A 15,109-nucleotide genomic window follows, 5' to 3' on the forward strand; every position below is an offset into this window, starting at 1 on the left:
ATGGTTTCATGACGGGCCGATGAAGCCGGTTTCCACTTTTCGGAATCGTGCCCCGTTATGCGGGAACCTTGATGATGGCGCGCAGTCCGCCGAGCGGGCTGTCTTCAAGGGTGATGTCGCCGCCATGGGAACGGGCGATGTCGCGGGCGATCGACAGGCCGAGCCCGGTGCCGCTGGCATCGAGGTTGCGGGCCTCGTCGAGCCGCACGAAGGGTTTGAACACGTCTTCGCGCCGGTCAGCGGGGATGCCCGGACCATCGTCGTCGATGGTGACCAGCAGCGAGCCGCGGCCATGGGTGGCGTTGACTTCCACCGTCTTGGCATAGCGGAAGGCGTTGCCGATGACGTTGGACATCAGCCGGGCAAAGGCGTTCGGCCGCACATGCACGTCGGGGTCTCCGGCAAGCGTCGTTGACAGCTTGCGCTTGCGCAGCCTGGCCTCCTCGTCGAGCTTCTCGAAATAGGCCTCGAGATCGAACCGTCCGGCGTCTTCCGAAGCCTCGCCACGGGCAAAGGCGAGATAGCCTTCGAGCATCGACTGCATGTCGTCGATGTCCTGGTCGAGCGCGGCCTTGGTCTCGGCCTTGCCGCCGGAAAGCGCCAACTGCAGCTTGAAGCGGGTGAGGATGGTTCGCAGGTCATGGCTGACGCCGGTCAGCATGGCGGTGCGTTGCTCGATCTGGCGCTCGATGCGCTCGCGCATCTGCATGAAGGCAAAGCCGGCGCGGCGAACCTCCTCGGCGCCGCGCGGCCGGAAGTCGCGCGGCATCGGCCGGCCCTTGCCGAAGCTTTCGGCGGCTTCGGCGAGCATCAGGATCGGCCGGATCTGGTTGCGCAGGAAGGGGATGGCGATCATCAGGAGCACCAGCGAGGTGCCGACCATCCAGATCAGGAAGATGTGGGTGTTGGAGGCATAGGCCTGGCTGCGGCGCACGAAGACGCGCAGCACCTTGCCCTCGAGCTGCACGCGCACCTCGACGATGTTGGAGTTGCCGACCGTGTCGATCCAGAACGGGCGGTTGATCTGGCGGGTGATCTCGGACGAGAGAACATCATCCAAAATCGAGAAAAACGGCTTTGGACCGGGCGCGGGCAGTGGGTCGGGCGGCAAGAGGTCGACCTTCAGCTGCATGCGGTCCTGGGCGATGCGGATGATGTTGGTGTAGTCGGCATCGCGCGGATAGGTCTCGATCAGGTCGATGATGGCGGCAATGTCGCGCACGGTGGCCTGCGACAGGCGCTGCGTCACGGTTGCCCAATGACGTTCCATGAAGACGAAGGCGACGACCGATTGCAGCAGGATCATCGGCGCGATGACGATGATCAGCGAGCGGGCATAGAGCCGCTTGGGCATATAGAGCGAGACGAGGCGCCAGAAGCGGTTCCAGGCGCGCGGCACCGCCTTCAGCGTCCGCGCGGCGCGTGCGCTCAAGCCGCCATTGCCCGGCTGTTCCAGTTCCGTGGTTGCCATTCGCTCATTTCGCTTGCCCGCAGCCGCTCAGCAGGCCGCAGGCGGCATTCTATTCCACGCTGAGCCGATACCCAATACCGCGCACGGTCTGCAGCCAGACCGGGTTGGACGGATCGCGCTCGATCTTGCGGCGCAGCCGGTTGATCTGGACGTCGATGGTGCGCTCGCCGACCTCCGAATCGTCACCGACAAGCTCGTGGCGGGGTATCGTCTCGCCGGCCCTTGCCGCGAAGATCGCCAGGATCTCCTGTTCGCGGTCGGTCAGCTTCAGCGCCTCGCCGCCACGCTTCAATTCGCGCCGGGCGATCTGGAAGGTGTAGGGGCCGAAGACCAACTGCTCGACCTTGGGCGTGGTCGCCGGGCCACCACGGCGAAGGATGTTGTTGATGCGCAGGATCAGCTCGCGCGGATCGAACGGCTTCGGCAGGTAGTCGTCGGCGCCGGCCTCAAGCCCTGAGATGCGGCTGTCGGTCTCCGACAGGGCCGTCAGCATCAGGATCGGTACGTTCTTTTCGGCCCGCAGCGACTTGGTCAGGTCGACGCCCGTCTCACCCGGCATCATGACGTCCAGCACCAGAAGGTCGAAGTCGAGGCCGGCAAGCTTGCGCCTGGCTTCGCCGGCATTGCCGGCGACGGTGACGCGAAAGCCGTTTTCGGTCAGATACTGCTTGAGAAGATTGCGGATGCGGGTGTCGTCGTCGACGACAAGCAGATGCGGCGCGTCGTCGTCCGGCGCGGCCGCATGATCGACCCGTTCAGTGCTCTCCATGGCTTTTCCCTGACATTTTTGCGGACCCAACGTCGATCTGCGCCCTCAGTTCCGGATTGACCATCGCTTCGAGGAACCGTTCCACCAAGGTCCGTTCGGTTACTCCGGAATCCCCCAATGCAGCATGGATGCGGCGCGACTGTGGCCGCGCCAGCGCCAGCGCCAGCGCACGGCCCTTGGCCGTCGGATAAAGTTCGCGCTGGCGGCGGTCGCGCGGACCTTGCAACTGCACGACATGGTCGGTGTCAATCAACTGCTTGAGCACACGGGCCAGGCTCTGTTTGGTGATCTTCAGCACGTCGAGCAGTTCGGCGACCGTCAGGCCCGGCCTGCGGTTGACGAAATGCAGCACCCGGTGGTGGGCCCGGCCGAAGCCGTAGTCGGCCAGGATCTGGTCCGGATCGGAGGTGAAGTCACGATAGGCGAAGAAGAGCAGCTCGATGATGGCGAAGTCGATGCCGTCCTCGACCGACATGGCGGTCCTGATCGGTTTTCCGGCGGCTGGGCTTCGATCCGTCATTATTTCTCCGTGGGAAAGAGAGATTATGTCAGTACTATTGACGTAATTTCCCTGCAATGGTAATTTTTGACAAGCTTTTGGGCGGATTGCGAACGAAAAGGCAAAGGAGGCCGGTTTTTCCGGAATTTCCTAAGTTTGCCAGAGCGCAATTATCCGCCTACGCTCCACCATAAAAGCCGCTTTGGGCGGCCGACACGAAACACACAACGATACAACTATCCGGGCTGCCGCCCGTGGGAGGTTAACATGGCATCCGTTCCCTTCGATCAACTCGATGGCTTCATCTGGATGAACGGCGAATTCGCCCAATGGGGTGACGCCAAGATCCATGTGCTGACGCACGGGCTGCATTACGCCAGCGCCGTTTTCGAGGGAGAGCGCGCCTATGGCGGCGAGATCTTCAAGCTCAACGAACACACCGAGCGCCTGCATGAATCGGCACGCCTGCTCGGTTTCAATATCCCCTATTCGGTGGCCGAGCTCAACGACGCCTCTTCCACGCTTCTCAAGAAGCAGGGTTTCCAGGACGCCTATGTCCGGCCGATTGCCTGGCGCGGCAGTGAGCAGATGGGCGTCTCGGCGCAGAACAACCGCATCAACTGCGCCATCGCCATCTGGCAATGGCCGAGCTATTTCGATCCTGCGCAGAAGCTGAAAGGCATCCGTCTCGATGTGGCGGAATGGCGCCGGCCCGACCCGCGCACCGCGCCTTCCAAGTCGAAGGCAGCCGGCCTCTACATGATCTGCACCATGTCCAAGCACGCCGCCGAGGCCAAGGGCTATGCCGACGCCATGATGCTCGACTGGCGTGGCCAGGTCGCCGAAGCGACCGGAGCCAACATCTTCTTCGTCAAGGAGGGCAAGATTCACACACCCAAGCCCGACTGCTTCCTCGACGGCATCACCCGCCGCACGGTCATTGGGCTGGCCAAGGATCGCGCCTTGGAGGTGATTGAACGCGCCATCCTGCCGGAAGAGCTGGAAAGCTTCGAGCAGTGCTTCCTGACCGGGACGGCAGCGGAAGTGACGCCGGTTTCCGAGATCGGGCCTTACCGATTCGAGGTCGGCGAAATAGCCAAGAATCTTATGAATGACTATTCTGCGGCCGTTCAGCCCAAGCACGCGATCGCCGCAGAATAACGAAAGTCACAGCTTTTTTAGGAAGTAGGGGCGGTTTTCGGGCCGCCCCTTTTATTTCAGCGTTTCTGCATTTGACTTTCGTCCAATTCGGCGTCTCATGATGGTGTCGGCCCGGGAGGCTGACAGCTATGGAGGGACTAATCATATGGACATGAACACGCTTCTTCCGATCATCATACAGGTGATTACTGGCGTCATCGGTGGTCAGGCGGTCGGTGCGGCGCTCAAGACGGCGGCGATGGGTCAGCTTCCCAAAATCCTGGGCGGAGCCATTGGCGGCGTCGGCGGTGCGGCGATCCTCGGCAGCCTGCTGGGTGGCGGTGCGGTCGATCCGGCGGCTGCGGCAGCAGCAACGAGCGGTCTCGGCAGCGCGCTGAACCTGCAGAACATCGTCGGCGGCGCCGGCGGCGGCGCGATCTTGACCGCCATTCTCGGCGCGGTCATGGGCGCCATGAAGAAGTAGGCAGGCCGTTTCGGTCTTTTCAAATGGGCGGCTTCGGCCGCCCATTTCCGTTTTCGGAGCTACCGATGTTCGTCTTTCGAGGGTGGACGCCCTTTGTCCGCGCCTCTACATCACCCGTGAACATCGAAAGGACGATCATGGGTCAGCTCAATGCCGGCATCGTGCCGGTCACACCGTTCCAGCAGAATTGCACCATCCTGTTCGACATGGATGACAAGCATGGCGTCGTCGTCGATCCTGGCGGCGATATCGACAAGGTGCTGGCGGTGCTGAAGGACAATGCGATCTCAGCCGGGGCTATCTGGATAACGCATGGCCACATCGACCATGCCGGCGGCGCAATGGAGTTGAAGGAGGCGCTCGGCGTCGAGATCATCGGTCCGCATGAGGCCGACAAGTCGCTGCTCGACAATCTGGAAAACCAGGGCAAGCGCTACGGCATCGCCGGAGCGCGTAACTGCGTGCCCGACCGGTTCCTGGCCGAAGGCGAGACCGTGTCGTTCGGCGGCCATGTGTTCGAGGTGCTGCACTGCCCCGGCCATGCACCAGGTCACGTTGTTTATTACAACCGCGCGGCCAAGTTCGCCCATGTCGGCGACGTGCTGTTCCGCGGCTCGGTCGGCCGCACCGACCTGCCGGGCGGCGACCACGCGGCGCTGATCGCTTCGATCAAGGACAAGCTCCTGCCGCTCGGCGACGACATCGGCTTCATCTGTGGCCACGGTCCCGGCGGACGTTTTGGCGAGGAGAGGCGGATCAACCCTTTTTTGACTTGAACCAGGCTCGGAACCGTAGCTGTTTTCATCAGCCTCAAGCGACCGTTGACATTGTAGGGACCACAACAAAAAAGCGCTGGCCTTGCGGTCAGCGCTTTTCTGTTTTGGGGGCAGGGAAGCCCTTGGTTTAATTGGCAGTGCAGAAATGCTGTTCGCCGTCATTGCCGGTGAACGTCCCGGTACGGGAATTGAAGCTGCGGTAGCGGTCCGAGCAGTATTCGTACCAGTCACGCGTCCATGGCTCGGCATAACGATCGGCGTAGACCACCCGCGGCTCCGCATAGTAGCGGCGCACCGGGGCCGGGCGTATCACCACGTCACGATCGTAACCGTCATCGTAGTAGCGGTCAGCGCCGGGCGGCGGCCGGTCATTGGCCAATGCACCACCGATCAGCGCGCCGGCCGCGAGGCCGAGCACGCCGGCGGCAATGGCATCGCCGTTGCCATGATGGCCATGATGACGGCGCCAGTCGCGCGCATTGGCGGCGGGCAAGGCCGTGAGCGTGGTAGCGACCACGGCAGCGGCCAGGACGGCGGTTTTGAAAATTCGGTTCATGTCGATCTCCTTCGTGCCGGCCCGTGTAGTTTCGGGGATGCGGTCCGGCTTTACCGAAGACTAATATGCGACCGTGGCTGAACGGGGGCTGAACGGATTTTTACGTGTCTATTCAAAACAGACGTCAAAAATCATAGGCTCTCAAGGGAGCGATCTGCCTGGGATCGCCGGTTTGAAGCCGGCTCAGCCGACCGACAGGTTGACGGCCTTGGGACCCTTGCCGCGCTTGTCCGGCTCGGTGTCGAACGACACTTTCTGGCCATCCTCGAGACCGGGAAGACCGGACGCCTGCACGGCTGAAATATGGACGAAAACATCCTTCGCTCCATCATCGGGCGTGATGAAGCCGAAGCCCTTGGCATGGTTGAAGAATTTGACGGTGCCGGTCTGCGGCATGGGAAGCTCCTTTGTCCCATAAACTCCAGTCTCGGGCCGGCAAATGCCCGAGTGGAAATTTGTCCTTTATTTTAGCGTCATCGGCAAGGGAAAGTTTTGCGGGCGTCTAAAGCACGTTGCGGCGCGCTTTGGGTCTTTGTTTTTATGCAAGTCGTTGCCCAGAACCTGGCGGCTTGGGCGACATCACCGGCCCGCGCCTTCGATAAGGAAAAGGCGCGACGAAGATCGCCGCGCCTTTCAAAATTCAGATCCCTCTCCAGGCCAGGTGCAGGCATGGAGCCTCCGTCGCACGTCCGAGTGACATGCGGCGCGCCGATGGCTCAGGCTGCGCGGAGGTTGACGGCCTTGGGGCCCTTGCCCATGCGGTCCGGCTCGACGTCGAAGGTGACCTTCTGGCCGTCGACGAGCGTGCGCAAGCCGGAGGCTTCGATCGCGGAGATATGGACGAACACATCCTTGGCGCCACCATCGGGCGTGATGAAACCGAAGCCTTTGGTCGCGTTGAAGAATTTAACGGTGCCGGTCTGGGCCATTGGGGAAACTCCTTCACCCGTTCAGTCTTTGGTGGTCCCGCCCGCCGCCTGGCGCAAAGGGCAGTTCCCGGTGGTTGCTTCGGCAGTCATGCATTGGCGCATGGTCAAACCCCCCGCCGAAAACGGGGCCGTCAGAGATTCACAGTATCGGGGAAAGGTCGTCCAAAACGTTCCGCTCTCCGGGTCGCAAATGCCCGAACACGGAATTTATCGCACGGAAACGTGATGGTTGCAAGATACCGCCGCGGGCCGCCACACTGGGCGCATCCCGACGCAAGGATCGACTGACTTGGGCATCGATGGGCTCGGCATAGGCTTGCTTGCCGGTCGGGTCATCGGCCAGAGCCAGCCCACGAATGGGCCAGACATCGGCGGCGCGCTACCCCCCCTTGCGGGCCAGGCGCCGTCGTCGTTGCGGGGCCCAAACGGGGGGTTGCATTTGGCAAGGGAATGGCGAGGATCGATAACCGGGGACGCGATCGTGGGAGATCATCATGAAATTTCTGGCGGCAATCTTTTCGCGGCAGGGTTTTGCCATCCTGTTGCTGTCGGCAATTCTTGCCGCCTGCACCGTCGTCGTCGATGAGGGACCAGGGCCGCGCCCGCGTCCGCCACGGCCCGAACCGCAATATTGCAGCAAGCAGTACGAGCCGGTCTGTGCCCGCCGCGGCGGCGACCGCCAGACCTTCGCCAATGCCTGTCTTGCCGACCGGGCCGGCTACCGCATCGTGCGCGACGGCCCGTGCCGCGACGGCGGCGGTGGCGGTGGCGGTGGCGGTGAAGAGCAGACGTTCTGCACCCGCGAATATGCTCCGGTCTGCGGCCGCCGTCATGGCGAGATGCGCACCTTCCCCAATTCCTGCGAAGCCCGCGCCGCGGACTATCGCGTCGTTGGCGACGGGCCGTGCTGAGGACGCTGCGCCTTGTTGAGGACGACAGGCGTCAAGCCGTCGGCTTCACCTCGCGACAGTAGGCGATGAACTCGGACGCGGGCATGGGTTTGGCGAAAAGCCAGCCCTGGGCGTAGTCGACGTCGCGCGCCGCGAGATAGTCGGCTTGCGCCTGCGTTTCCACGCCCTCGGCAACGATCTTCAGCTTTAGTGTCTTGGCCATGTCGATGATATGCGGGGTGACGGAACTGGTGGCGGAATTCGTGCTGATCGTATCGATGAACGATTTGTCGATCTTGAGCGCATCGAGCGGCAGCCCCTCGAGATAGGACAGGCTGGAATAGCCGGTGCCGAAGTCGTCGATTGCCACTGCGTGGCCAAGTTCGCGGGCGCGAACGAGCGTCGAGCGGGCCGAGTTGATATCGACGAAACCTCGCTCCGTCGCCTCGAGCCAGATTTGCTGGGGCCGGATCCCGGTGTGCTGCAACGCCTTTTCGATGATAGGCAGGACCCGCGCGGTGCCGACATCGGTTGCGCTGAGATTGATGGCGATGTGAAGAGAGCGATCGGCGGCCAGGAGCCTGTTCAGGTCGAACACAACCATCGCAATGACCTGATCGGTGATCGCTGTGATCAGGCCGCTCTCTTCCGCCAGCGGAATGAAGAGATCGGGCCGGACGAGGGAACCGTTCGACCGCTTCCAACGCACCAGCGCTTCCGCCCCGATGCATTTGCCGGTCCTGAGTTCGACGATCGGCTGATAGTGGACGATGAATTCGCGCTTGCGTACGGCGATCTGCAATTCTCCCAAGGGTGAAAGCCGCCTTCGCGACAGCCACACAACCATGCCGATGATGAAGGCGGCCATGAAGGCGCCGAGCGGGAGCAGCAGAAATTGCTGCTGGCGAACGCTGCCCAGGATCTGGCTTGTCGGTTCGGTGGCGACAGCGATCCAGCCCGTCTCGCGCGCGGTGGCAAACAGGAGATCGTCATCGATGCCTTTGCTGGGGCCGGCGATGATCTTCTCGACGCGGGCGGGATCAGGGCCGTTCAGCGCGCCAAGCAGGATGCCCGTTTGCGTCGTCAAGGCGAGCTGGACACCGGGATCGACGATGATGTCGACAAAGCGTACCGGATCGACAAGGACATTGTGGTCCCTGTATTGCAGCGCCATCAGCGAATGGCCCTCGCTCATCACCGGCTGCATGCGGGCGGTGACGGCAATGCCGTCCCTGGTGGTGAAGTCCGGGGTGGATTGCGCAACGCGCCCTTCGGTCGGTCCCCAGGAAGAGCATTTGAGCAGGCCGTTTTCGAAATAGCCCATTTCTTCGATCGGGCGCGTGTTGATGGTGAGTTGCCGCATACGGGCTATATGGTCCGCCGAACAGCGGATGCCGGTGAACTGGTCGATCTGCCGCAAAGCGGCGGTGGCATCGTCGAGCGAGATGTCGGCCCTGGCGATGGCGCGGCTGGCGAACAGCTGCAGCCGCTCATGTTCCTTTTGGACGGCCTGAATCCAAGCGAGATGAAACATAGCCGCGATTGGCACGATGGCGCCCAGCATGGCCAACACCACCGCCGTCACGATGATGCGCGACCTGTCCATGCGCCTCCTGCCTCCGGGTATGAGCGGCGATCGTGGGTGGTCGCCCGCAACGTCTCGGCCACCAATCGTGGCAGCGGCCCGGTTCAGGCGGATCTTAGGGCCTCGATCTTACGTGAACTTTAATGGAGTCGTGGGGCAGCACCGCCGCTCTAAACCGGATAGGCGCCGTCGGCCGGGCCGGCGTAAAGCTCGCAGCCATTGTCGTCGCAGATGCGCAGGCGATCGGGGATTTGCGGCATGGCCAGCGTGTGGAACAGCGCGGTGGCGCCCTGCAGCGCGGCGCGCAGATTCGGCGCCTCCAGCGATACCTTGTCGAGAGTGGCTTCGTCGGCGTCGCGCGACCGGTAGAACTCGATGATGAAATTCAAGCGCGCCTCCGGGGCAGAGCATTGCGCGGGCCTGTTCAGTCAATTCGTCCCCTCACAGAGGGACGACGGAGAGGACGCACGAGGCGCCCTCCAGTTTGTCAGCCTTTCGACTTCGGCTTCAAGCTGCTCTCCGCCTGCTTGACCGAGGAGCCGAACGGGGAGGCGGGCTTTGCCACGACCTTGTCCTTCTTCGGCTTGCGTGTCTCGCGGTTGCTTCGCTGTTGACCTTTGGACATGTCGTGCTCCTGCTTCAGTGTTGGCTTGGCGGTGGGGTCTCAGATGAGCGGGTTGCTGGCAACAACGGGGTTGTCGGCAACAACCGGATCTGCCGGTTCGAGATTGTCTTCGGTGGTGACCCGCTCATAGGTCTCCTGCTCGCTGCGGATGCGGTATTGCGGCGAACCATCCTTGACCGGCAGCCTGCTCTTGATCTGGAACAGTTCGGCGGTCTTCTGAACGAGGCCGGTGCGGCTCTTCATGCGCACGGTCTGACCGATCGAAAACTGGTGCGCGGGCGTGTCGGTGCGCGGGCGCGCATTCTGCTGGAAACGGATCATGCTGCATTCTCCCTGTCGCGCTTCAGCGCTGTTTCGAGTTCGAGGTAATCGATGGCGACAAGCTGGCTGGTGGGCGGGTTTTTCGCTGCCCTTGCCGGCAGATGGATGAAAGTGGCGACGCGGCGCCAGGCAAGCCGCGACATGCCCTCGATCAGCTCTTCGTCGTGGTCGATGTCGTAGTCGCCGGCCGGCAGCTGCCCTTCCAGTCCGCCGAGCACGAAAGGTGCGGTGAAGTGCGCGATGGAGTGGGTGGTGCGGTCCGGCATTGTTTACCTATGCAAAGCAGCGGTCCTGAAAACAAAAAAGCGGGGACGAGCCCCGCTTTCCTATTTCCGGCAGTCGCTGGAAATAAGCCGCTTTCGAGAGCTGCCAGTACATCCGTGGTCAGCGTTCATCGAATTCGGCCGGATCAGATCAATTGCAAATTGGCGGCCGACTCGCGGCCCTTGGTGTCACGCTCCAACTCGAACTGCAGCTTCTGGCCTTCGGCGAGGCCGGGGAAGCCGGCGCGCTCCAGTGCGCTGACATGGACAAAGACGTCCTTGCCGCCCTCGGTCGGCTGAATGAAGCCGAAGCCCTTCTGGCCATTGTAGAACTTCACGGTTCCGGTGTTCATGTCGGTCTTTCGAAGAATGAGATTGGTCGCGCGGAGCGAATATGCCGCGCGCCCGGTATCGATGATTTGGAATGAGATTGGCGGGTCGAGAACCTCTGACGCCGCGAGATGCCAATTCTGGCCCAAAGCGATCCTGTACAGATAAGCCTTTTTTGTAATTTAATCAAGGCGTTTTAAAATAAAATTGGGTTTCATTCAAAAAATTGCGCGCTGTAACTATCAGAAAAATGATGATACAAATTCATACAATTCAAAAACTGTTTGAAGATTAGCGGGAATAATTCTCCCGGTATTTTCATTTTTCTTGTGAATTGAAGAAGGAGACCTCGTGATGTCCGTAAAGACGCCAATAGGCACCCCCGTAACGATCACGCCGGTCGCAAAGCCGGTAATGGCAAAGCCGATGGTTGTCCTGTCGCCGCGGCTGACTGTCAGAAGTGACGAGGCGGCAAAGCGAAGGATCGCCGACACCGATGGAACGGTCCGGCGTGCCAGGCAGGTTGCCGAGACCAATCGCCTGATTTGATCTTTCCGCACCGACGAAAGGACGAGACAGCAGGCGAAGCCTTGAACCTGCGGCGCCGATGGCTTAGATCGCCACAGGCGGACAAAACACGGCAGGTTTCCCATCAACAGAGATCAAAGACGAGCGGCGGGTGCGGGAGCCAGGTCTGGCGCAGGCGGACAGCCGCCGCTGGGCCTCGACCAGTATGTGCAGCAGGCGTTGCAACTGCATCAGGCCGGGCGCCGGCAAGAGGCTGAGACGATCTACCGGCAGGTGCTGGCGCGTCAGCCCAAGCACGCCGCCGCCGCGCATTTCCTGGGACTGCTGCTGCACCAGACCGGGCGCAGCGAAGAAGGGCTGGATCTCATCGAACGGTCGGTGAGCCTGCAGCCGACGAATCCCGATTTCCTCAACAATTTCGGGACGGTGATGCGCGACCTCGGCCGCCCTGCTGCGGCCATCGATTTCTTCCGCGGGGCGGTGGATCTGCGGCCGGACCAGCTCGCGGCGCGCGACAATCTAGGCTCATCGCTGAAGCAGGTCGGCCAGTTCGAAGAGGCCGAAGAGATTTATCGCGGCACGGTTGCACGCAACCCATTTCATGTGCGCGCCCGCATCGGGCTTGCCGAAACCCTGCAGGAAGCCGGGCGGCTGGATGAGGCGCTCGCCGTCTTCCGCGAAGCGCTGACGATCCGGCCCAAGGATGCCGACCTGCTGCACGGGCTCGGCGTCGGGTTGATGGAAAAGGGCAAGCTTGACGAGGCGGCCGACCTGTTCCGGCAGGCGTTGGCGATCAATCCCGCCATGGCCACAGCCTGGCTGATGCTGACGCAGGTCAAGCGCCAGAAGGAGCGCGACAGCGAGCTTGGGGGCATGGAGGCCCAGCATGCCAAGGCGCCGCAGGACAGCCTGGCACGCATGCAGCTGTCTTTCGGACTCGGCAAGGCGAATGACGATCTCAGGGATTATGGCCGGGCCTTCGACTATTTCGCCGAAGGCAATGCGATCCGCCGCAAAGGCATCGACTACGATCAGGCCAGGACGCGGGCCGAGTTCGAGGCGATGAAGGCCACCTTCGATGCCGGCTTCTTCGAGAAGCACAGGCCCAGCTCAATCAGCGACGACACGCCGATCTTCGTCGTCGGCATGCCGCGTTCGGGCACGACGCTGGTCGAGCAGATCATTGCCAGCCATCCGCAGGTCTATGGCGCAGGCGAGCTCAGCATCTTGAAGAAGGCGGTCGGCAGGCAGTTCCCGGCGACCATGCCGGGTGGCTTCCCATGGGGCGTATCGGATACCGGCGATGCGGATTTTGCCGAGGCAGGCCAAGCCTATCTCGACATGCTGCATGCCCGCTATACGAACATGCGTCACGTCACCGACAAAATGCCAGGCAACTTCCTGCTTGTCGGCTTCATCCACATGATGATGCCGAAGGCCAGGATCATCCACTGCGCGCGCGATGCAGCGGCCACCTGCCTGTCGATCTACAAGGTGCATTTCCGCGGCGACAGCCATCGCTATGGCTACGATCTCGGCGAGCTCGCCGACTTCCACAATCTCTACACCGACATCATGAAGCATTGGCACACGGTGCTGCCGGGCGTCGTGCATGATGTACGCTACGAGGATTTTGTCGCCGACCAGGACGGACAGACGCGGGCATTGATCGCTCATCTCGGCCTGCCTTGGGACGATGCGGCACTATCGTTCCACGAAACCGACCGACCGGTTCGCACGGCTTCAGCCGCACAGGTGCGCCAGCCGATGTATCAGGGGTCGGTCGATCTGTGGAAGCGCTATGGAGACCGGCTCAAGCCGTTGCTGGACAAGCTGGATTAGTGCAACGCTATCTAGCTGATCGCGTGGCCTTAGAGATTGGCCTAAGCACCCGCGTCGTCATCCTAGGGGCTTCGCGACGGAGCTTCGCTCCTGCTTCGCCCTAGGATGACGAAGCTGAGGCTTCTTCTAATCGCTACCGGCTGCTCAAAGCTCAATGAATGGCTTGAAGCCACCGAAGATCATGCGCTTGCCGTCGAACGGCATGTCCGCCCAATCGGCCTTCAAGCGCGGGTCGGCCATCACCTTGGCCATGACGGCATCGCGGCTCTCCCGCGACTCATAGACGGCCCAGGCGAAGACGACGATCTCGTCGTCCTTGGCCTGCACGGCACGCGGGAAGGACGTGACCTCGCCATAGGGCACGTCGTCGCCGATGCATTCGACATAGGCGAGCGCGCCATGTTCCCTCCAGATAAGGCCCTGCGAGGTTGGCCAGCTTCTTGTAGTCATCGAGTTTTGCCTTGGATACGGCAAGTACGAAACCATCGACATAGGACATTTTGGATCTCCTCCTGGAAGTTCACGGGGCCTCACCGGCGCTGGCCGGTGAGGGGCTCGGGCCATCGGCGGCAGATCAGGCTTTCTTCACCGGCGCGTTCATCGCCCATTCGACGCCGAACGGGTCGCGCATATTGCCCCATTGATCACCCCAGAACATGACCTGGAGCGGCACGGCGACTTCGCAGCCGGCATCGACGGCGCGCTTCCACCAGGCTTCGATATCGTCGCTGCCGAGGTGAAGCTGCATTGTGTAACCCTGCGGCTTGACGGCGGGCATTCCGTTTTCCGGATAGAAATCGGAGAGCATGAGCGTCGAGCCGTTGATGTAGAGGTGAATGTGCATGGTGCGGCCTTTTTCGTCCGCCGGATAGGCAAAGACCTGCTCCGCGCCGAAGGCCTTCTTGTAGAATTCGGCAGCCTTGAAGGCGCCATCCAACTGCAGATAGGGGGTCAATCCGCCGAGCACTTTGGCCGCGGGCTGAACGGGGGTCTGGTCAGTCATTTGTTGTTCCTCTTTGCGTTTGGCCTTGCGAGCCAAAGGACGGATGAGGCGGCGGCGATCCTACATGGCCGGGAGATTTTTTTTGGCCGACCGGCCCTGGACTGGCCAGGCAGCCGGCAGCTGAACGAGAGACGTGAAACGAACTTGCGTCGACCGCCCCCAATCAGAGCGCAATTCTCGCTGCTCGCGGGCTAGAACAGATGGATCACGCGAACGCCTCTTCAACCCCGGGACGACAATGATCCTCTATTATCAGACTCACTCGCCCTTCGCGCGCAAGGCGCTCGTCTTCGCTCATGAGGTCGGCATTGCCGATCGGCTCGAGGTCATTCATCACGAGACCAGTCCGACCTTGCGCAATGCTCGCGTCTACGCCGAAAATCCGCTCGGCAAAGTGCCGGTGCTATTGCGGCCCGACGCGTCGCCGATGTTCGATTCCGATGTCATCTGCGCCTATCTCGACACACTGCATGACGGCCGCAAGCTGCTGCCGCATGGCGGCGAGGCGCGCTGGCAGGCGTTGCGGCTGCAGTCGGTTGCCCAAGGCCTGGCTCAGACGGGTATAGCCTTGCGCTGGGAGACGGAAAGAAGACCCGAACAGCTGCGTTATAGCGCTCTCGCCGACGGATACCGGGAAAAGATCGAGGCGAGCTACGACTGGATCGAAAGCACGCTGGACGACGAGGCACCGCTCCATGTCGGCCACATCGCCTTGGCCACCACGCTGTCCTGGATGGCGTTCCGCCACCTTCCGCCTTTTCGCTCACGGGCGCGGCTGACGCGCTGGTTCGACGCTTTCGAGAAGCGCGTATCGATGCAGGCGACGCCGCTTTCAGGCGATACGCATGACTGACCAGCACCTCGTGACATTCGGCGTCAATAGCGACGGTTGTTTTGCGCGTCGAAGACGTCCGGAAAGCCGATATCCTTGCGCAGCGAGGCTGGCAGTGAAAGCAGGATGCGCTCGCTGCGGTGACGAGCGCGCGCTGCCGCATATCGGGTTGCGACGCGACCGATGGATGAAAGAACCGACATGATAATTCTCCCTGGGTTGGCGCCGGCATCATCGTGTCGGCATCCCAAGGACGCGACGGGCTG

At 61.9% G+C, this 15,109-nt stretch carries 21 protein-coding genes and 1 pseudogene; 6 read left to right on the top strand and 16 right to left on the bottom strand.

Going from position 1 to position 15,109, the window contains the following annotated elements:
- Positions 1–55: 55 nt before the first annotated feature.
- From NKH06_RS12770 to NKH06_RS12780, 3 genes are read right to left on the bottom strand one after another with little or no spacing between them, the layout of a single operon-like run.
- Complete coding sequence (locus NKH06_RS12770) at positions 56–1,471, bottom strand: ATP-binding protein (protein WP_127416366.1); 1,416 nt, start codon at positions 1,469–1,471, stop codon at positions 56–58.
- Positions 1,472–1,520: 49 nt separating this feature from the next.
- Positions 1,521–2,240, bottom strand: coding sequence for a response regulator (locus NKH06_RS12775; RefSeq protein ID WP_013530014.1), 720 nt, complete (start codon positions 2,238–2,240; stop codon positions 1,521–1,523).
- The gene (locus NKH06_RS12780) at positions 2,227–2,760 is read right to left on the bottom strand and encodes a MarR family winged helix-turn-helix transcriptional regulator (protein ID WP_027039379.1); all 534 of its coding nucleotides are present in this window, start codon (positions 2,758–2,760) and stop codon (positions 2,227–2,229) included. Before NKH06_RS12780 ends, NKH06_RS12775 begins: the two co-directional genes overlap by 14 nt.
- A 246-nt stretch (positions 2,761–3,006) precedes the next feature.
- Between NKH06_RS12780 and NKH06_RS12785 the strand changes: the two genes are divergently transcribed.
- The 3 genes from NKH06_RS12785 (at position 3,007) to NKH06_RS12795 (ending at position 5,139) form a co-directional block, all read left to right on the top strand.
- Positions 3,007–3,900, top strand: a complete 894-nt coding sequence (locus tag NKH06_RS12785) for a branched-chain amino acid aminotransferase (protein ID WP_352796052.1) — start codon at positions 3,007–3,009, stop codon at positions 3,898–3,900.
- A 145-nt stretch (positions 3,901–4,045) separates the two neighbouring features.
- Positions 4,046–4,363 (top strand): hypothetical protein, encoded by a 318-nt coding sequence (locus NKH06_RS12790; RefSeq protein WP_023809804.1) that lies wholly within the window; start codon positions 4,046–4,048, stop codon positions 4,361–4,363.
- Between the two features lie 137 nt (positions 4,364–4,500).
- Positions 4,501–5,139 carry an MBL fold metallo-hydrolase gene (locus tag NKH06_RS12795; protein ID WP_352440472.1) on the top strand — a complete coding sequence of 213 codons (639 nt, stop codon included), beginning with the start codon at positions 4,501–4,503 and terminating at the stop codon, positions 5,137–5,139.
- 127 nt (positions 5,140–5,266) lie between these two features.
- On the opposite strand, the gene NKH06_RS12800 is transcribed toward NKH06_RS12795, so the two are convergent.
- From NKH06_RS12800 to NKH06_RS12810, 3 genes are all read right to left on the bottom strand, one after another.
- Positions 5,267–5,695, bottom strand: a complete 429-nt coding sequence (locus NKH06_RS12800; RefSeq protein WP_023809802.1) for a BA14K family protein — start codon at positions 5,693–5,695, stop codon at positions 5,267–5,269.
- A gap of 183 nt (positions 5,696–5,878) precedes the next feature.
- A complete protein-coding gene (locus NKH06_RS12805) occupies positions 5,879–6,091 on the bottom strand; it encodes a cold-shock protein (RefSeq protein ID WP_013530020.1) in 213 nt (70 codons plus the stop codon).
- A 320-nt stretch (positions 6,092–6,411) separates the two neighbouring features.
- Complete coding sequence (locus tag NKH06_RS12810) at positions 6,412–6,624, bottom strand: cold-shock protein (protein ID WP_006202520.1); 213 nt, start codon at positions 6,622–6,624, stop codon at positions 6,412–6,414.
- 494 nt (positions 6,625–7,118) lie between these two features.
- Between NKH06_RS12810 and NKH06_RS12815 the strand changes: the two genes are divergently transcribed.
- A complete protein-coding gene (locus NKH06_RS12815) occupies positions 7,119–7,535 on the top strand; it encodes a Kazal-type serine protease inhibitor domain-containing protein (protein ID WP_031212712.1) in 417 nt (138 codons plus the stop codon).
- 31 nt (positions 7,536–7,566) lie between these two features.
- On the opposite strand, the gene NKH06_RS12820 is transcribed toward NKH06_RS12815, so the two are convergent.
- From NKH06_RS12820 to NKH06_RS12850, 7 genes are all read right to left on the bottom strand, one after another.
- Positions 7,567–9,120, bottom strand: coding sequence for an EAL domain-containing protein (locus NKH06_RS12820; protein WP_352893230.1), 1,554 nt, complete (start codon positions 9,118–9,120; stop codon positions 7,567–7,569).
- A 149-nt stretch (positions 9,121–9,269) separates the two neighbouring features.
- Positions 9,270–9,488 carry a hypothetical protein gene (locus NKH06_RS12825; RefSeq protein ID WP_352679663.1) on the bottom strand — a complete coding sequence of 73 codons (219 nt, stop codon included), beginning with the start codon at positions 9,486–9,488 and terminating at the stop codon, positions 9,270–9,272.
- A gap of 98 nt (positions 9,489–9,586) precedes the next feature.
- A complete protein-coding gene (locus tag NKH06_RS12830) occupies positions 9,587–9,724 on the bottom strand; it encodes a hypothetical protein (RefSeq protein WP_164482279.1) in 138 nt (45 codons plus the stop codon).
- A 39-nt stretch (positions 9,725–9,763) separates the two neighbouring features.
- Entirely contained in the window at positions 9,764–10,045 is a 282-nt protein-coding gene (locus NKH06_RS12835; protein WP_127294951.1) for a hypothetical protein, read from the bottom strand.
- Positions 10,042–10,311 carry a hypothetical protein gene (locus tag NKH06_RS12840; RefSeq protein WP_023809798.1) on the bottom strand — a complete coding sequence of 90 codons (270 nt, stop codon included), beginning with the start codon at positions 10,309–10,311 and terminating at the stop codon, positions 10,042–10,044. Before NKH06_RS12840 ends, NKH06_RS12835 begins: the two co-directional genes overlap by 4 nt.
- Positions 10,312–10,454: 143 nt before the next feature.
- Positions 10,455–10,661, bottom strand: a complete 207-nt coding sequence (locus tag NKH06_RS12845; protein ID WP_352679666.1) for a cold-shock protein — start codon at positions 10,659–10,661, stop codon at positions 10,455–10,457.
- 219 nt (positions 10,662–10,880) lie between these two features.
- Positions 10,881–11,291 (bottom strand): hypothetical protein, encoded by a 411-nt coding sequence (locus NKH06_RS12850; RefSeq protein ID WP_352893233.1) that lies wholly within the window; start codon positions 11,289–11,291, stop codon positions 10,881–10,883.
- A gap of 94 nt (positions 11,292–11,385) precedes the next feature.
- Between NKH06_RS12850 and NKH06_RS12855 the strand changes: the two genes are divergently transcribed.
- Complete coding sequence (locus tag NKH06_RS12855; protein WP_245273128.1) at positions 11,386–13,008, top strand: tetratricopeptide repeat-containing sulfotransferase family protein; 1,623 nt, start codon at positions 11,386–11,388, stop codon at positions 13,006–13,008.
- A gap of 144 nt (positions 13,009–13,152) precedes the next feature.
- Here NKH06_RS12855 and NKH06_RS12860 read toward each other — a convergent pair.
- Both NKH06_RS12860 and NKH06_RS12865 read right to left on the bottom strand, forming a co-directional pair.
- Positions 13,153–13,507 (bottom strand): annotated as a pseudogene (locus NKH06_RS12860) (DUF1428 domain-containing protein).
- Between the two features lie 75 nt (positions 13,508–13,582).
- A complete protein-coding gene (locus NKH06_RS12865) occupies positions 13,583–14,011 on the bottom strand; it encodes a VOC family protein (protein WP_023809793.1) in 429 nt (142 codons plus the stop codon).
- A gap of 238 nt (positions 14,012–14,249) precedes the next feature.
- Here NKH06_RS12865 and NKH06_RS12870 point away from each other — a divergent pair, with 238 nt between their 5' ends.
- Positions 14,250–14,864 (top strand): glutathione S-transferase family protein, encoded by a 615-nt coding sequence (locus NKH06_RS12870; RefSeq protein WP_352893235.1) that lies wholly within the window; start codon positions 14,250–14,252, stop codon positions 14,862–14,864.
- Between the two features lie 23 nt (positions 14,865–14,887).
- Here NKH06_RS12870 and NKH06_RS12875 read toward each other — a convergent pair whose 3' ends face one another.
- A complete protein-coding gene (locus NKH06_RS12875; protein ID WP_352553483.1) occupies positions 14,888–15,046 on the bottom strand; it encodes a hypothetical protein in 159 nt (52 codons plus the stop codon).
- Positions 15,047–15,109 lie beyond the last annotated feature (63 nt).

Source organism: Mesorhizobium sp. M1342, assembly GCF_040317955.1.
In the GTDB taxonomy this organism is placed as follows: Bacteria; Pseudomonadota; Alphaproteobacteria; order Rhizobiales; family Rhizobiaceae; genus Mesorhizobium.

Bases quoted from the DNA above. Each gene is read 5' to 3' on its own strand.
- NKH06_RS12770 (WP_127416366.1), bottom strand. From the start codon at position 1,471: ATGGCAACCACGGAACTGGAACAGCCGGGCAATGGCGGCTTGAGCGCA.
- NKH06_RS12775 (WP_013530014.1), bottom strand. From the start codon at position 2,240: ATGGAGAGCACTGAACGGGTCGATCATGCGGCCGCGCCGGACGACGAC.
- NKH06_RS12780 (WP_027039379.1), bottom strand. From the start codon at position 2,760: ATGACGGATCGAAGCCCAGCCGCCGGAAAACCGATCAGGACCGCCATG.
- NKH06_RS12785 (WP_352796052.1), top strand. From the start codon at position 3,007: ATGGCATCCGTTCCCTTCGATCAACTCGATGGCTTCATCTGGATGAAC.
- NKH06_RS12790 (WP_023809804.1), top strand. From the start codon at position 4,046: ATGGACATGAACACGCTTCTTCCGATCATCATACAGGTGATTACTGGC.
- NKH06_RS12795 (WP_352440472.1), top strand. From the start codon at position 4,501: ATGGGTCAGCTCAATGCCGGCATCGTGCCGGTCACACCGTTCCAGCAG.
- NKH06_RS12800 (WP_023809802.1), bottom strand. From the start codon at position 5,695: ATGAACCGAATTTTCAAAACCGCCGTCCTGGCCGCTGCCGTGGTCGCT.
- NKH06_RS12805 (WP_013530020.1), bottom strand. From the start codon at position 6,091: ATGCCGCAGACCGGCACCGTCAAATTCTTCAACCATGCCAAGGGCTTC.
- NKH06_RS12810 (WP_006202520.1), bottom strand. From the start codon at position 6,624: ATGGCCCAGACCGGCACCGTTAAATTCTTCAACGCGACCAAAGGCTTC.
- NKH06_RS12815 (WP_031212712.1), top strand. From the start codon at position 7,119: ATGAAATTTCTGGCGGCAATCTTTTCGCGGCAGGGTTTTGCCATCCTG.
- NKH06_RS12820 (WP_352893230.1), bottom strand. From the start codon at position 9,120: ATGGACAGGTCGCGCATCATCGTGACGGCGGTGGTGTTGGCCATGCTG.
- NKH06_RS12830 (WP_164482279.1), bottom strand. From the start codon at position 9,724: ATGTCCAAAGGTCAACAGCGAAGCAACCGCGAGACACGCAAGCCGAAG.
- NKH06_RS12835 (WP_127294951.1), bottom strand. From the start codon at position 10,045: ATGATCCGTTTCCAGCAGAATGCGCGCCCGCGCACCGACACGCCCGCG.
- NKH06_RS12840 (WP_023809798.1), bottom strand. From the start codon at position 10,311: ATGCCGGACCGCACCACCCACTCCATCGCGCACTTCACCGCACCTTTC.
- NKH06_RS12845 (WP_352679666.1), bottom strand. From the start codon at position 10,661: ATGAACACCGGAACCGTGAAGTTCTACAATGGCCAGAAGGGCTTCGGC.
- NKH06_RS12850 (WP_352893233.1), bottom strand. From the start codon at position 11,291: ATGGGAAACCTGCCGTGTTTTGTCCGCCTGTGGCGATCTAAGCCATCG.
- NKH06_RS12865 (WP_023809793.1), bottom strand. From the start codon at position 14,011: ATGACTGACCAGACCCCCGTTCAGCCCGCGGCCAAAGTGCTCGGCGGA.
- NKH06_RS12870 (WP_352893235.1), top strand. From the start codon at position 14,250: ATGATCCTCTATTATCAGACTCACTCGCCCTTCGCGCGCAAGGCGCTC.
- NKH06_RS12875 (WP_352553483.1), bottom strand. From the start codon at position 15,046: ATGTCGGTTCTTTCATCCATCGGTCGCGTCGCAACCCGATATGCGGCA.